15 protein-coding genes are annotated in these 15,153 nt (G+C 44.4%); 10 read left to right on the top strand and 5 right to left on the bottom strand.

Annotated features, from left to right (window positions below; genetic code table 11):
- Positions 1–60 precede the first annotated feature (60 nt).
- The 6 genes from mtnW (at position 61) to RKD52_RS14360 (ending at position 4,434) form a co-directional block, all read left to right on the top strand.
- Positions 61–1,299, top strand: coding sequence for a 2,3-diketo-5-methylthiopentyl-1-phosphate enolase (gene mtnW, locus RKD52_RS14385; RefSeq protein ID WP_454100218.1), 1,239 nt, complete (start codon positions 61–63; stop codon positions 1,297–1,299).
- Positions 1,296–1,958, top strand: coding sequence for a 2-hydroxy-3-keto-5-methylthiopentenyl-1-phosphate phosphatase (locus tag RKD52_RS14380; protein WP_454100217.1), 663 nt, complete (start codon positions 1,296–1,298; stop codon positions 1,956–1,958). Before mtnW ends, RKD52_RS14380 begins: the two co-directional genes overlap by 4 nt.
- A complete protein-coding gene (locus RKD52_RS14375) occupies positions 1,955–2,587 on the top strand; it encodes a methylthioribulose 1-phosphate dehydratase (protein ID WP_454100216.1) in 633 nt (210 codons plus the stop codon). Before RKD52_RS14380 ends, RKD52_RS14375 begins: the two co-directional genes overlap by 4 nt.
- 25 nt (positions 2,588–2,612) lie before the next feature.
- Positions 2,613–3,146 carry a 1,2-dihydroxy-3-keto-5-methylthiopentene dioxygenase gene (locus tag RKD52_RS14370; RefSeq protein ID WP_454100215.1) on the top strand — a complete coding sequence of 178 codons (534 nt, stop codon included), beginning with the start codon at positions 2,613–2,615 and terminating at the stop codon, positions 3,144–3,146.
- A gap of 133 nt (positions 3,147–3,279) precedes the next feature.
- Positions 3,280–3,933, top strand: a complete 654-nt coding sequence (gene cbpA / locus RKD52_RS14365) for a cyclic di-AMP binding protein CbpA (protein ID WP_454100214.1) — start codon at positions 3,280–3,282, stop codon at positions 3,931–3,933.
- 252 nt (positions 3,934–4,185) lie between these two features.
- A complete protein-coding gene (locus RKD52_RS14360) occupies positions 4,186–4,434 on the top strand; it encodes an aspartyl-phosphate phosphatase Spo0E family protein (RefSeq protein WP_454100213.1) in 249 nt (82 codons plus the stop codon).
- 50 nt (positions 4,435–4,484) lie between these two features.
- On the opposite strand, the gene RKD52_RS14355 is transcribed toward RKD52_RS14360, so the two are convergent.
- On the bottom strand, positions 4,485–5,219 hold the full coding sequence (locus RKD52_RS14355) for a ZIP family metal transporter (RefSeq protein WP_454100212.1): 735 nt from the start codon (positions 5,217–5,219) through the stop codon (positions 4,485–4,487).
- A 245-nt stretch (positions 5,220–5,464) separates the two neighbouring features.
- On the opposite strand from RKD52_RS14355, the gene RKD52_RS14350 reads away from it, so the two are divergent.
- The gene (locus RKD52_RS14350) at positions 5,465–6,412 is read left to right on the top strand and encodes an aldo/keto reductase family protein (protein ID WP_369732747.1); all 948 of its coding nucleotides are present in this window, start codon (positions 5,465–5,467) and stop codon (positions 6,410–6,412) included.
- A 74-nt stretch (positions 6,413–6,486) separates the two neighbouring features.
- Here the strand turns inward: RKD52_RS14350 and RKD52_RS14345 are convergent, their stop codons facing one another.
- Complete coding sequence (locus RKD52_RS14345) at positions 6,487–7,995, bottom strand: ATP-binding protein (protein WP_454100211.1); 1,509 nt, start codon at positions 7,993–7,995, stop codon at positions 6,487–6,489.
- A gap of 318 nt (positions 7,996–8,313) precedes the next feature.
- On the opposite strand from RKD52_RS14345, the gene RKD52_RS14340 reads away from it, so the two are divergent.
- Positions 8,314–8,766: a MarR family winged helix-turn-helix transcriptional regulator gene (locus RKD52_RS14340; protein ID WP_369732749.1), complete on the top strand. Its 453-nt coding sequence runs from the start codon at positions 8,314–8,316 to the stop codon at positions 8,764–8,766.
- A 74-nt stretch (positions 8,767–8,840) separates the two neighbouring features.
- Here RKD52_RS14340 and motB read toward each other — a convergent pair whose 3' ends face one another.
- Both motB and motA read right to left on the bottom strand, forming a co-directional pair.
- Positions 8,841–9,599: a flagellar motor protein MotB gene (gene motB / locus RKD52_RS14335; protein WP_454100210.1), complete on the bottom strand. Its 759-nt coding sequence runs from the start codon at positions 9,597–9,599 to the stop codon at positions 8,841–8,843.
- A complete protein-coding gene (gene motA / locus RKD52_RS14330; RefSeq protein WP_454100209.1) occupies positions 9,592–10,383 on the bottom strand; it encodes a flagellar motor stator protein MotA in 792 nt (263 codons plus the stop codon). Before motA ends, motB begins: the two co-directional genes overlap by 8 nt.
- A 168-nt stretch (positions 10,384–10,551) precedes the next feature.
- On the opposite strand from motA, the gene RKD52_RS14325 reads away from it, so the two are divergent.
- On the top strand, positions 10,552–12,246 hold the full coding sequence (locus RKD52_RS14325) for a M3 family oligoendopeptidase (RefSeq protein WP_454100208.1): 1,695 nt from the start codon (positions 10,552–10,554) through the stop codon (positions 12,244–12,246).
- Positions 12,247–12,675: 429 nt separating this feature from the next.
- Entirely contained in the window at positions 12,676–13,059 is a 384-nt protein-coding gene (locus RKD52_RS14320) for a hypothetical protein (RefSeq protein ID WP_454100207.1), read from the top strand.
- Between the two features lie 19 nt (positions 13,060–13,078).
- On the opposite strand, the gene RKD52_RS14315 is transcribed toward RKD52_RS14320, so the two are convergent.
- Positions 13,079–15,148, bottom strand: coding sequence for an AAA family ATPase (locus tag RKD52_RS14315; protein ID WP_454100206.1), 2,070 nt, complete (start codon positions 15,146–15,148; stop codon positions 13,079–13,081).
- Positions 15,149–15,153: the final 5 nt, after the last annotated feature.

Genomic DNA, 15,153 nt, shown 5'->3' with positions numbered 1-15,153 from the left:
AGGTCTCTTCCGTCAGCGGAGGGGACCTTTTTTATTTAAATGCGAAAGGCAGGTACAATCATGAGCGGCGTTACAGCAACTTATCTCATCTATGATCAGTACAGCATCCCAAAAAAAGCAGAAGGAATCGCCACCAGCCTTACGGTCGGCTCATGGACGGACCTTCCGGAGCTTACACAGCAGCAGTTGAAACAGCACAAGGGTCAAGTTGTTTCCGTTGAAGAAACAGATGCTGAAGAACGCATTGCCGAGTTTCTCGGAAAAAAAGTGAAAAAAGGAATTGTGAAAATATTCTATCCCGGCGTGAACTATTCTCATGACCTGCCTGCGGTCCTGACGACGGTTTTCGGAAAGCTTTCCCTTGACGGGGAAGTGAAACTGCTTGATTTGGAGTTTACAGAAGATCTTCTTTCTTCTTTTCAGGGACCTGCATTCGGCATAAGCGGCATCAGGGAAAAACTCGGAGTCTATAACCGGCCTCTTCTCATGAGCATTTTCAAAGGAGTCATCGGACGTGATCTATCGTTTTTAAAAGAACAGCTAAGAAATCAGGTGCTTGGCGGCGTTGATCTTGTAAAGGATGACGAAATTCTGTTTGACAATCCGCTTACGCCGTTTGAACAAAGAATCACAGCAGGAAAAGAAGTGCTCGGCAGGGTGTATGAGGAGACCGGCCATAAAGCGATGTACGCTGTTAACTTAACCGGAAAGACATTCAGCCTCAAAGAGAAGGCAAGACGCGCTTCAGAGCTTGGGGCGGACGCCCTTCTTTTTAATGTTTTCGCTTATGGTCTTGACGTTTTGCAGGAGCTTGCAGAAGACAGGGAGATTCATGTTCCGATCATGGCGCACCCTGCTGTAAGCGGTGCTTTGTCTTCTTCCGCCCTTTATGGTATTTCACATTCTCTGCTGCTTGGAAAATTGCTTCGCCAGTGCGGAGCAGACTTTTCCCTCTTCCCGTCGCCATACGGCAGTGTGGCACTTGAAAGGGATGCCGCACTGTCTATCGGTGCAGCGTGCAAAGAGAGCACTGGGTTAAAAGAAACGTTTCCGGTTCCATCAGCAGGAATTCATCCGGGTCTTGTGCCTGTTCTGATTCAGGATTTTGGCATCGACAGTGTCATTAATGCCGGCGGAGGCGTACACGGGCATCCAAACGGTGCGCAGGCGGGCGGAAGAGCTTTCCGCTCTGCAATCGATGCTGTGCTTGAAGGCATCTCATTATCTGAAAAAGCTAAAAGCCAACAAGACCTTCAGCTTGCGCTGGATCTATGGGGTCAGGTGGAGGTGAACCGATGAGCAAACCGGTTATTATCTGCGATTTTGACGGCACGATTACAAACAATGACAATATTATCGCGCTCATGAAACAATTTGCACCTCCTGAGTGGAACTCTCTGAAAGATGACGTTTTAAGCCGGCGCATCTCAGTCCGTGAAGGAGTCGGCAGGATGTTTGAGCTGATCCCGTCACATCTCAAGGCGGATATGATTCAGCATTTGCTGTTTACCGCACAAATCCGGGACGGATTCAGAAATTTTGTTCAATTTGCAAAAGACAATGAAATACCGCTGTACATTGTGAGCGGAGGAATTGATTTTTTTGTCTATCCGCTGTTAAACGGACTAATTCCATATGACCGCGTCTACTGCAATGAATCAGATTTCAGCGGGGAATATGTTCAAATCCTCTGGCCGAACTCATGTGATGACAGGTGCACAAATGACTGCGGATGCTGTAAACCGAGCATCATCAGAAAGCTTGTTGCCTCTGATCAGGAGGTCATTGTGATCGGAGATTCGGTGACAGATCTTGAAGCGGCCAAGCTTGCAGATTTTGTATTTGCCCGGGATTATCTTCTTGAGAAATGCGATGCACTAAAGCTGCGCCATCAGGCTTTCTCAAGCTTTTATGACGTAATTGAAGGGCTTAAGAAAAGGCAGGAGGCGGCAGTATGAGCTTATATAAACAGCGATGGAGTGAGCTTGCATCTGTGAAAAGGGAACTGGCGGAACGGGACTGGTTCCCGGGTACAAGCGGAAATCTTGCGATAAAAGTACATTCCGACCCGCTCTCATTTCTGGTCACATCAAGCGGAAAAGACAAGAGACTTGAAACAGATGAAGATTTTCTGCTTGTGGACGGTGCTGGAACACCCCTTGAAGACACAGCTCAAAGGCCTTCAGCGGAAACCCTTCTGCACGTAGAAATCTATAAGCGGACCAGTGCCGGCTGCAGCCTCCATGTCCACACCGTAGACAATAATGTGATTTCTGAAATATATGGCGATGAAGGCGGAATCACTTTCAAAGGGCAGGAGATTATTAAAGCTTTCGGGCTGTGGGAAGAGGATGCGGAATGGCATATTCCAATCATCGAAAACCCTGCGGATATTCCTGCTCTCGCTGCTGACTTTGGACGGTATGTCAAAGGCAGCTTTGGTGCCGTTCTCATTCGGAATCACGGCATTACGGTTTGGGGCAAAGACGCTTTTGAAGCCAAAAAAGTGCTGGAAGCGTGCGAATTTTTATTTTCCTATCAAGTGAAATTACTTGCTCTTAAACAGGCAAAATCGCTCGTGCGATAAATTAAACATACAGGAGGAATGAAGGATGGCGACGATTCGACTTCAAGAAACGAATGAAAGATTAACAGATCAAAAGGAAGTTTCAGCTTTTCTTAATGCGCAGGAGGTTATTTATGAGCAATGGGATATAGAGAAGCTGCCTGAGGCATTGAGAGAAAACTTCAGTCTTTCTAATGAACAAAAAGAAGAAATTCTTCAGGTGTTCACAAATGAAATTGCGGATATCTCGGAACGCCGCGGCTACAAGGCGCAGGACGTTATTTCTTTGTCTGAAAGCACGCCGAACCTTGAACAGCTTCTTCAAAATTTCCAGCAGGAGCACCATCACACAGATGACGAAGTCCGCTTCATTGTCAGCGGCCACGGTATTTTTATTATCCAGGCAAAAGACGGCTCATTTTTTGATGTTGAACTGGACCCAGGCGACCTGATCTCTGTTCCTCCGAACATCCGCCACTACTTTACACTTCAGGAAGACCGCAAAGTAGTAGCAGTCCGCATTTTTGTAACGACTGAAGGATGGGTGCCTATCTACGAAAAAGAACAGCAGCAGGCTTAAACGGTCTAAAACCCCCTTCACTTTCAGAAAGGGGGTTTCTTCCGGTCATTAGACGAAATAATACGAATTTTCTTTACTCTTACCTTGTTCTATGGTAAATTTTCAACAATATAGAGAGGGGAGGATTGTCAGCATGAAAATTCGCTACAATTTTGTTAAAAAAGAGGATGTCAGGTACTGCAAGGCGGAGAGCACTGTAAAAGAAGCTTACGAATTGCTGAAAGAATCAGGCTACCGCAGCATTCCTGTTCTGAAAGACAACGGAACAGTTTTCGCAGGTTTGATCTATAAAGTTGATCTGCTCGATTATTATGTAGAAAAGCAGGGCAAGGATGAGGATTCAATTGAATCTTTGATTGCAGATAAGGATGCATTTGTTTACGAGGAGGATTCGTTTTTTAAAACGTTTCTGACAATCAGAAGGCTTCCATTTTTGGCTGTCCTGAATGAAAAAGATGAATTTTCCGGAATCATTACACATGGAAACATCATGGACGTTCTTGAAGATTCATTCGGCATGAAAACAGGGGGCTATATCCTGACTGTCGGCACTAAGGAACACAAGGGTGCCATCAAGGAGCTCGTCTCTGCCATCAAAGATGTAAATATCGAAGGGCTGCTCACTCTGGATAATGGAGATACATATTTAAGGCGAATCATCGTTAATCTGTCCCATGATATCTCAGAAAAAAAGCTTCATAAAATCATCAAAAAACTCGAAGAAAAAGATTTCAGAGTGACCGCAGTGGATGATGTAAACAAAAGTGAGAAAGTACTGATAAAATAACTGCAGAACCGGTAATTCCGGTTCTTTTTATTTTTAAAAAAATTGGAAATAAAGGTTTAAAAGTGGGGGAATATGGGAAAAGAAAAGCAAATGAGCCGGTTCATCCAGGTGTGTTAACAGAATTGTCAAAAAGTCCTGTAAAAAAGCTGTCGGATTTTGCTAATCTATTTACAAGTTTAGAAGTATCTGTAATAATTTACTTGAATATTTATTCCCATTACAGATATTTTTGGATGAGGCGGAGGGAAGAAAATGTCAACTGTATCAGATAAGACCCAGCTGCTTGAGAGCATCGATGCAAAAAGGAAAGAAATGATGGACTCTGCAAGGGCCGGAGGATATACGAGCAGCGAGGCCGTGAAGTGCAGCCAGGAACTGGACATGCTGTTAAACCAATACCAGCAGATTGTTTTTGAAGAGGAAAACCGGACAACCCCCCCTTTTATGCGGTTTATTCATTCTATGAAAAAATGGACAGATCGGGAAGGACTTACTATATAAAACCAAAAACGGCAGAGCCCGCAGCTCAGCCGTTTTTTTTTACGCTTTATTTAGCCGAAAGTCTCAATGAGCAGAATCATAAACAATATTCCTAAAATGAAGGAGTAGGTTGCATTCCGTTCATTTCCGTCCCCGTGACTTTCAGGAATCAGTTCTTTATAAATAATGAACAGCATGGCACCGGCTGCAAAGGACAGGCCGTACGGAACGAGATTGTCTGCGAATGACGTCAAATAAAATCCCAGAAGAGAAGTTATGATTTCAACAGCGCCTGTCATCGTTGCAATGATCAGGGCTTTAAATTTGCCGATGTTCTGATTAAACAGGAACAAGGCAACGAGAAATCCTTCCGGAGCGTTCTGCAGACCAATGGCGAAAGCAATTAGATTTCCTGTCTCTGACTGCTCTGATGCATAGCTTACACCTACAGAAAGACCTTCCGGCAGATTATGCATCGTGATCGCAGCGATAATCAGGAACGCCTTTTCGTCGAATTGTATGCCGTATCTTGAATGCTCAAGGTCTATGTGGGGAATTTTTTTTTCAAGCGTCGTCAGCACTAATACTCCTAGAAAGAGTCCGGCAAAGACTTCAAGAAACCCTCCCTGACTCAGCGCTTCAGGAAGCAGGCTCATCATGGATGCGGCCATCATGATGCCCGCGGTAAAAGCAAGCAGAATATCTCTCCACCTGTGTGTAATCGTATTTTGCAGGAACAGGATAGGAAGAGCCCCAAGTCCTGTAGCAAGGGCAGACAGTGTGCTGCCGAGTAAAACTTCTGTCATGTTACGGCTCCTTTTTTAAACGGATCTATGTTAGCCATATTATAGCTGATTTTGGCAGTGAAAAGATAGACTTTGCACCTGTTTGATGACGAAGCAGAGAAAAATGAAGGTGGGTTTATTGATTTCAGGAGGGGGGCGGTGTCAAATTGTGTCGCAAGGACGGCGATTCTCTCTCTTTACGATATTTGAAATTTCTGATAAGTTAAAGATAACGATATTGATCATGCACAACAGGGGGAATGGAGATGCAGTACCGGAGGCTTGGGAGATCGGGATTAAAAGTTAGTGAAATCAGTCTTGGAAGCTGGCTTACATTTGGGAAAACAGTAGATGAGCGGGCAGCATCCGAAATTATCCACAAGGCCTATGAAGCGGGCATCAATTTTTTCGACAGTGCCAACGTATATGAACGCGGAAAAGCAGAAATCGTCATGTCAAGGGCGCTTAAATCATTTCCGCGCGATTCTTATGTACTTACGACAAAAGCGTTTTGGCCGATGGGAGACGGGCCGAACGACAGAGGGCTTTCAAGAAAGCATATTATGGAACAGGTTCATGCGAGTTTAAAGAGAATGGACCTTGAGTATGTTGATATTTTTTATTGCCACCGCTATGACCAGGAAACACCTCTTGATGAAACGCTGAGGGCAATAGACGACTTGATCCGCCAGGGTAAAGTTCTTTATGCAGGTGTCAGCGAGTGGACGGCTGCGCAAATCCAGGAAGCGCTCAGTGTATCAGACCGCTATCTTCTTGACAGGATCGTCGTCAATCAGCCTCAATATAATATGTTTCACCGGGATATTGAAGAAGAAATCATTCCTATGTGCGAAAATGCAGGTGTTTCACAGGTTGTCTGGTCACCGCTTGCTCAGGGCATCCTGACAGGAAAGTATAAAGAGGGGCTGATCCCCAAAGGCAGCCGTGCTTCAGGGGAAAACGTCAATTCATGGATGAAGCAAATTTTAAATGATATGGTAAACCGCAAAGTAGAGCTGCTCGATCAGCTTGCAAAAGAGAATGACATCACACTTGCCCAGCTTGCCCTTGCATGGACCCTTCGCCAGCATAACGTCGCCAGCACCCTTGTCGGTGCATCTCATCCCGATCAGATCGCTGAAAATGCAAAAGCATCTGATGTAGCTTTAGGCTACAGCACCCTGCAGAGGATTGAAGAAATCATTACAAGCTGACAGGATACATAGGCAAATACAAATGAGAGTGACAGGATTGCCTGTCACTCTTTCTTTAGGTTTATAAAAATGCCTCAGGCTTTTGGCTCTGTCAGAGGGAGTATGATTGTTACTTCAGTGCCCTTGTTTGATTCACTCTTAATCGAAATCGTGCCTTTGTACAGGGTGATGATGCGTTTGCATACGACAAGACCAAGCCCTGTTCCTGTATCTTTCATCGTAAAGAAAGGGTGGAACAGTTTGGACTGAACTTCCTGCGGAATGCCTTTTCCTGTATCAGTTACATTAATCACCGCATTGCCATCCAGCTTTCTGACCTCTATTGTCACCTTTCCTTCCTGCTTATCTATCGCCTCCAGAGCGTTTTTTACAAGATTCAGAAGGACTTGTTTTATGTGATCTTTTGTACAGAAAATGTGAAGCGGTTCTTTATTCAGCTTTAAATCCAGTTCTGTGTTGTACAAATTGGCTTCTGATCCAAGGAGCGGAGATAATTCCAGGATGATCGCATTCAAATCGTATACAGCATGGTGATGGGCTGTTGGTTTTCCAAGGACTAAAAATTCACTTACAATTTCATTGATGCGCTGAATTTCGATGTCAATGACAGAAAAGTAATATTGATCCTCTGAGTCTTTATATTTTTCCTGAAGCAGCTGAATAAACCCTTTGATTCCCGTCAGAGGATTCCGGATCTCATGTGCGGTGCTTGCAGCGAGAGTTCCTACAAGCTCGACTTTCTGTGCATCAATCTGGCTTTGCTCCAGAAGGGCGCGCCTCTTCAGTAAGTAATTCTGAATGAGAATGTAAATGATGTTCATCAGACCGAATACAATCAGCATGTAGACGGCAATGTCTTTCGTATGATCAGCGGTGATGACGGTTTCAGGAAAGCCTTCAAGTTTCCAGGGGATCTGATCTAAATAAACGCGTACAGGTTCGATGCTGCCGGTTGGCTCTGAGCGGCCGGCAGTGAAAATTGTGTGATCGCTGCCATTTAGGACACTTATCGTCAGTCTTGGACTGATCACGTTCATAATGTTCTGGAGATAATCGACTTTAACCGCTGCCACAAGCAGACTTTTGACTTCCCCTTCATCATCCATTACCGGAGTTCCGATTGAAACGATATAATCACCTGTTATGTTACCAAAATAAGCATCCGAAACTTTCGACTGTTTTGTTGCCAGAGCACTTTGGAAAAAAGCGCGGTTTGATATGTTTACAGACTTCATCCGTTTTGATGTGCCGGCTGTTATATCTCCATTCTTTTTCACATAGTAAAGGCCCGAGAAGCGGGGTTCCTGGCTGTGCGCTTCATTCAAAATGCGCTGGATTTTTGCTGTATCCGATTCTTCTTCAAGAACGAGGGACATCGTCTCAAGCCTCGCTTTTGTATCCTGTATCAGATTATCAATTTGATTTTTATGAATGGTAATTAAAAACGCTGCCTCTTCCCTGTGTTCATCCATGATTTTATCCTTTTGATACAAGTAAATGCCTGTGTTGATCAAAAGGGAGGGGATAAGCACGATTATAAAATAGACGGCAGCTTTTCTGTATTTTGCAGAATCTTTCAGCAAGGTAATCGCCCCAGTTTGATATTGCCGATTAGGCATACTTTCAATTATATACCATTTACATGTTTTCTACTAGGAAGGTAGAATCGGGAAAAGCGTTGTGCCAGCCTTGAAACCATCTCTTGAAGAAGTAGGACTTTTTATGTATGATGGAAAGAAAAGGGAAGAGATGAATATTGCAGCCGTTTATGAATGAACCTATTCTTTTAATTTTGCCCTTCTAAACGCAGTGCACATTGCTCTTCTTGACAGCAGAAAACAAAGTCTGTATTATTAATAGTTAGAATTCAAGATATTTAGTTATCGAAGGATTGATGAAAAGTGGAAAATACACAAACAGATATTGAACAGTCACTAAAGCTTTTTATCGTGCTGTCACGTGCTCACCGTGCCATTAACGATCAAGTAAATAAACAGATTACAAGCTTTGGGCTGAATCCGACGGAATTTGCCGTACTGGAGCTGCTGTATCACAAAGGCGAACAGCCCCTTCAGCAAATTGGCGGGAAAATTCTCCTTGCAAGCGGCAGCATCACCTATGTAGTCGATAAGCTTGAACAAAAACAGCTGCTGACTAGAAAAGCGTGCGAAAAAGACCGCCGTGTGACGTTTGCTCAAATCACCGAAAACGGAAAACAGCTGATTGAACGCATTTTTCCTGCACATCAGGAAAGATTGAATGAGATTGTGGGCATTTTATCGGAAGAGGAAAAGCAGACTGTCATCGACCTTATGAAAAAAGTCGGTTATCATGCCCGGGATAGTCATGAGTGAAACACTTTCTGGATGAAAGTGTTTTTTCTTTTGCCCAAAACTTGAAACAAAAAACGCCTGCAAGCAGGCGCTTCTTACTGGTTTTGTTCAATTGGAAGAATGAGAATTTCAACACGTCGGTTTTTTTGCTGGCCGGCTTCTGTTGCATTGTCGGCAACGGGGTTATATTCACCAAATCCTTTGGCGGAAAAGGCTCTCGGGTCAAGCTTTTCATTTTCAAGCAAGAGTTTCATAAAATTAACGGCTCTCATTACGCTCAAATGCCAGTTAGAATCATAGTCGGCATTTGAGATCGGAACATTGTCTGTATGGCCGCTCACGATAATATTTCTCGGAGGATTCATGACGAGCAGATTTGAAATTTCTTTTGCCAGTTTCTCATCTTTGCCTCTGATGGCTGATTCGCCTGAATCAAAAAAGATATCGTTCAGAATCGTAATCAGCAGGCCTTCATCTGTAAGGGTGGTTTTGAGCTGGCTTTCGAGATTATTCGCTTTAATATAGGCATTTACTTTTTCCTGAATTTTTTTAAGCTTTTGCTGTTCCATTTCTTTCTGGGCTTCTTCCTGATCTGCTTTTTCTTCCTTTTTATCATCCAGCTGTTCCATGTCCCCGTCCGGCACAGGGCTTGGATATTCAAGGACACCTGTTCCGCCTGTAAATGTGCTGTTAAATGCGCGTGCAAGCATCTGGAATTTCTGCGCATCAACGGAGCTCATGGCAAACAGGACAATGAAAAGGGCAAGGAGCAGGGTCAGCAGGTCTGCATAGGGCAGCAGCCAGGACTCATCAACGTGCTTTTCTTCGTGCTTCTTTTTTTTCTTTCTAGCCATCGAGCTTCTCTCCCTCAGCGAGCAGCCCGTCCCTTTCGTGAGCTGGAAGGTAGGTTGCGAGTTTTTGCTCAATCGCTTTTGGAGCCTGTCCTTCAAGCACTGACAGCACCCCTTCAATCATGACTTGCTTGACTTTTGCTTCCTGCTTTGATTTTCTCTTAAGTTTATTTGCGAATGGATGCCAGAGGACATAGCCTGTAAAAATCCCCATTAGGGTGGCAACAAACGCTGCTCCGATTGCTTTTCCAAGTTCATCTGTATTATCCATATGGGACAGTGCGGCAATGAGGCCGACAACTGCACCAAGTACCCCGAGAGTAGGGGCGTACGTGCCTGCCTGGGAAAAAATCGACGCGCCGGCGAGATGCCTTTCTTCCATTGCATCAATTTCTTCCGTCATCACATCACGGATAAATTCCGCGTTCTGACCGTCTACAGCCATGCTCAGTCCATTTTTCAAAAATGGATCTTCCACATCTGCAATTTTTGCTTCAAGGGCAAGCAATCCTTCGCGCCGTGCTACTTGAGCCCATTCAGAAAACATAGGGATCAGTTCCTGAATGCTGAGCGATTGCTGTTCTTTGAAAATAACACCAAAGAGCTTTGGCACTCTTTTAATCTCGCTTGTCGGAAAAGCGGTGACAACCGTTGCAATTGTACCTGCAATGATGATGAGCAGAGCTGCCGGATTGAGGAGTACAGCAGGACTGACCCCTTTCATGAACATGCCGACGCCGACTGCGATAATGCCTAACAATAATCCAATGAGGGACGTTTTATCCATAGAATTCACCAAATCCTTTTTAGAAACTAGTTCTTATAAGTAATATCGTCTGTTTTTCTTTAACTTTTAGGTAAGTTTCAAAAAGAGATAGAAAGGATTCAGCACTTTTTTCGCGAATAGTAAACCGTGGCAGGCAATAACTAATAGATGAAAGCGGGGACCATACATATGAAATTTCAGGATTATACATACAGCCGTCCTGTGAAAGAAGAAGTAGAAGCTTCCTTCCGCGAAGCACTGGAGCTGTTCAAACAGGCGGAAACACTGGAGAAGCAGGAGAAAGCACTTGAGAAAATAGGAGAAATCAGGGGACATGTTTCAACGGCATTCAACCTCTGTTCCATCCGTCATACGATTGATACGAATGATGAGTTCTACAAGGAAGAACAGGACTATCTGGATGAGCTGGATCCTCATATTAAAGCTTTGGAAACAGAGTTTTACAAAGCTCTTACAGGTTCTAAATTCAGAAACAGTCTTGAAGAAAAGTACGGCAGACAGCTGTTCCTACTTGCTGATGCCCAGCTGAAAACATTCTCCCCTGAAGTGCTTGCAGATCTTCAGCAGGAAAATAAACTGGTGACGGAATATACAAAACTTGTTGCCTCTGCAAAAATTGATTTTGACGGCAAAGAGTATACACTTGCACAAATTGAACCGCTTCTCGAAGCAAAGGAGAGGGAGACGAGAAAGCGCGCTTCTGATGCCTATTTCGGATTTTTCGCGGAGAACGGCGAAAAGTTCGATGACATTTTCGATAAATTGGTTAAAGTCCGTACGTCGATTGCCAAAAAACTTGGCTTTTCCAATTTTACAGAGCTAGGGTATCAGCGCATGCAGCGTGTAGATTATAATGCTGAAATGGTGAAAAACTTCCGTGATCAGATCAAGGAATATATTGTTCCGATTGCAACAGATCTCCGCAAAAGGCAGCAAAAACGGCTTGGTTTGGACAAGCTTGAGTTTGCAGATGAAAAACTTGCCTTCACAACAGGAAATGCAGCGCCAAAAGGCGATGCAGAATGGATCATTTCTAATGGAAAGAAAATGTATGAGGAATTATCACCTGAAACAAATGAGTTTTTTGATTTTATGATTGAGAAAAACCTGATGGATCTGCTTGCCCAAAAAGGCAAAGCCGGAGGCGGATATTGCACGTATATTGAAGATTACAAATCCCCGTATATTTTCGCGAATTTTAACGGGACAAGCGGGGATATAGATGTGCTTACGCATGAAGCGGGCCATGCATTCCAGGTTTATATGAGCCGTCATTTCAATTTGTCGGAATACCATTTCCCAACCTATGAAGCATGCGAAATTCATTCCATGAGCATGGAGTTCTTCACGTGGCCATGGATGGAATCCTTCTTTAAGGAAGATGCGGAGAAGTATAAGTTCAGCCACTTGAGTGCAGCTCTTCAGTTCCTTCCATACGGAGTAGCTGTAGATGAGTTCCAGCACTTTATCTATGAAAATCCGGAAGCTTCTCCGCAGGAACGCAAACTTGCCTGGAGAGAAATGGAGCGGAAGTATTTGCCTCACCGTGATTACGGGGACAACGAATTTTTAGAAGGCGGAGGCTTCTGGCAGCGTCAGGGCCATATTTACAACTCGCCATTTTACTACATTGATTATACGCTGGCTCAAATCTGCGCTCTTCAATTCTGGAAGAAAATGCACGAAGATAAAGACGCGGCATGGGCAGATTACCTTCATCTCTGCAAGCAGGGCGGAAGCAAATCTTTCCTTGAGCTCGTGGAGACAGCGCATTTGATTTCTCCGTTTGAAGATGGCTGCGTTCAGTCTGTTACAGGAGAGATCAGAGAGTGGCTTGAAAAGGTAGATGATACAAAGCTGTAATCTTTTAAACCGTCAGCGGTATGCTGGCGGTTTTTTAGTCCAATGCATGAAGTGAATTTCAGCACAAAGACTGAGCAAAGATGAAACCAAAAAACCTATACTTGAAAAGGGATCGATCAGCCGGCAGCAGCAACCGGAAAAAATCCAGTACAAATAAGGGAATAGGTGGTTCAAATGAAATTTCTCCACATCCAAATGCACGCAAAAAACCTTCTGAAGCTCAAAAAATTTTACACAGAATCGCTGAGTATGAACATAATCTCCGAAGACTCGGACTCCTTTACTGTTCAGTCAGGAAAAACTCTTTTGACGTTCAGACAGTCAGAGGAGTCCGCATATTACCATCTCTGCTTTAGGGTGAATGAGTTCTTTTTTGACATGATGGCGGGTAGACTGCCTTTGCTCTCAAATGAACAAGGCGAGAAAATTATGGACTGGAAAGGCAAACAGGCATACTTTTACGATTCTGAAGGTAACATCCTCGAAATGATTGTCAGGAGAGAGGCTGAAAAACTGACTGGCTGGTTTGATGTCTTTGAAGTAGGTCTGCCCTGCACCAGTGTCAAGAGCATGCGGGAGGATTTGAATTTTTTAAGGGATATCCATAACGGGGAAGATAGCATGTTTTCATTTTACGGGGATCATCACGGTTCACTTGTTCTTGTGAATCAGGGGAGGCCGTGGTTCCCTACACAAAGAGGGGCAGAAATTCACCCGCTGGCAATTGAAGCAGAGGACCAGACAGAAATTGAATTTGTTCACCCGGTCTATCCATATAAGATTAAGGCAAAAAAAAGAGCTGAATTCCTATGAATTCAGCTCTTTTCCAAGTTTAACCTTGCTTTACTGTCAGTGTGTCATCAACAAGCGATACAGTAAGTTCGGAGATTTGGCTGCCATCCAGAAGAACATCGGCAATGGCATCTTCAACATGCTCTTGTATCACTCTGCGGAGCGGACGTGCTCCAAAGGCAGGATGATAGCCGAGCTCTGCTATTTTTTCTTTTGCTTCATCTGTGATGTTCAGCTTAATGTGCTGTTCAGTGAGCGTTTCCTGAAGCTCACCAAGCATAATGTCTACGATTTGCAGCAGATCCGTTTTTTCGAGAGACTTAAATTCGATGATGCTGTCAAAACGGTTCAGAAATTCAGGCTTAAAGAATGAACCAAGTGACTCAAGCAATGAGCTTTCGTTCAGTGCTTCGCTGTTTCCGAAGCCGACTGTGACTTTCTTGTGTCCGGCACCGGCATTGCTTGTCATGATAATGACGGTGTCTTTGAAACTTACCGTTCTGCCCTGGCTGTCTGTCAGGCGGCCATCCTCCATGACTTGTAGGAACATATGCTGCACATCTGGATGAGCTTTTTCAATTTCATCAAGCAGGATGATGCTGTACGGGTTCCGGCGGACTTTTTCGGATAGCTGTCCTGCTTCCTCGTGACCGACATAGCCCGGAGGTGATCCGATAATCTTTGAGACAGAGTGTTTTTCCATATATTCACTCATGTCCAGGCGGATCAGTGAATCACGCGTACCGAACAGCTCGGATGCAAGGGTTTTGGTCAATTCCGTTTTTCCGACTCCTGTAGGGCCGACGAACAGGAATGAACCGATTGGACGCTGTTTTGATTTTAGCCCTGCACGGCTTCTTCGGATGGCCTTTGCCACTTTCTTAACGGCTTCTTCCTGACCGATGACTTTACCGGAAAGTTTGCTTTCAAGATTTTTCATTTGAGCCTGCTCATCTTCCTGTAACTTGCCTACCGGAATGCCTGTTTTCTTTTCGATAATGGCTGCAATATCTTCTGCTTCCACTGTTGCATGGGATGTTGACTGCATGCTTTCAAGCTTTATTTCCTCGTCACGCAGCTTAGCAGCAAGCTCATAGTTTTCTTCTTTTGTAGCCTGTGCTTTCTTTCGTGCAATCTCAGCCAGTTTCCCGCTGATATCTTCACCGCCGCCTGACTGCAGGTTCTTTTTAGATCCCGCTTCATCAAGAAGATCGATGGCTTTATCTGGCAGATAACGGTCCTGGATGTAGCGGTGTGAAAGCATAACAGTTGCTTTAATCGCATCTTCCGAATAAGACACTTCATGATATTTTTCGTATTTGTCCTGAATGCCTTTCAGGATTTCAATCGCTTTTTCCAGAGAAGGCTCAGTGACCATGACAGGCTGGAAGCGGCGTTCAAGTGCTGCATCTTTTTCAATCTGACGGTATTCTTTCAGAGTAGTGGCTCCGACAACCTGGAGCTCTCCGCGTGCAAGCGCCGGTTTTAAAATGTTGCCTGCGTCCATGGAGCCTTCTGCTGAGCCTGCGCCTACAAGCTGATGAATTTCATCTATAAACAGAATGATGTTTTTCTTTTGCTGAAGTTCTGAGATCAGCTGCTTCATTCTCTCTTCAAATTGTCCTCTGACCCCGGTATTTGCAACAAGTGACGCAACATCCAGCAGATAAACTTCCTTATTCTTCAGTTTAGCCGGAACATCCCCCTCTGCAATTTTAAGAGCAAAGCCCTCTACTACAGCCGTTTTCCCGACACCAGGCTCTCCGATAAGAACAGGGTTGTTTTTGTTTCTTCTGTTCAGTATCTCTATTAATCGTTCAACTTCCGCATCTCTGCCGATGACAGGATCAATGACGCCGGCTTTTGCAGCATGTGTCAGGTTGCGTGCCAGCTGATCAAGGAGTCCGTTTCCGCCTTGTTTTTGTGCCGTTTGTTCAGCATGAGGACCAAATGGCTGTGATGGCGGGACATGACCGAACCCTCCGCTTGGAACTGAACTTCTGTACTTGGCATAACAGTCAGAGCAGATCATGACTTGATGGCGCTCATGGTTGACTTGCATAGTTAAATGAACAGATGCTTTCTTAGCTTGGCAGTTTTGACATAGCATAGTGA

Source organism: Metabacillus sp. SLBN-84 (assembly GCF_053629595.1).
The sequence above is the reverse complement of the archived record's forward strand: the minus strand, read 5'-3'. Positions and strand labels throughout refer to the sequence as shown.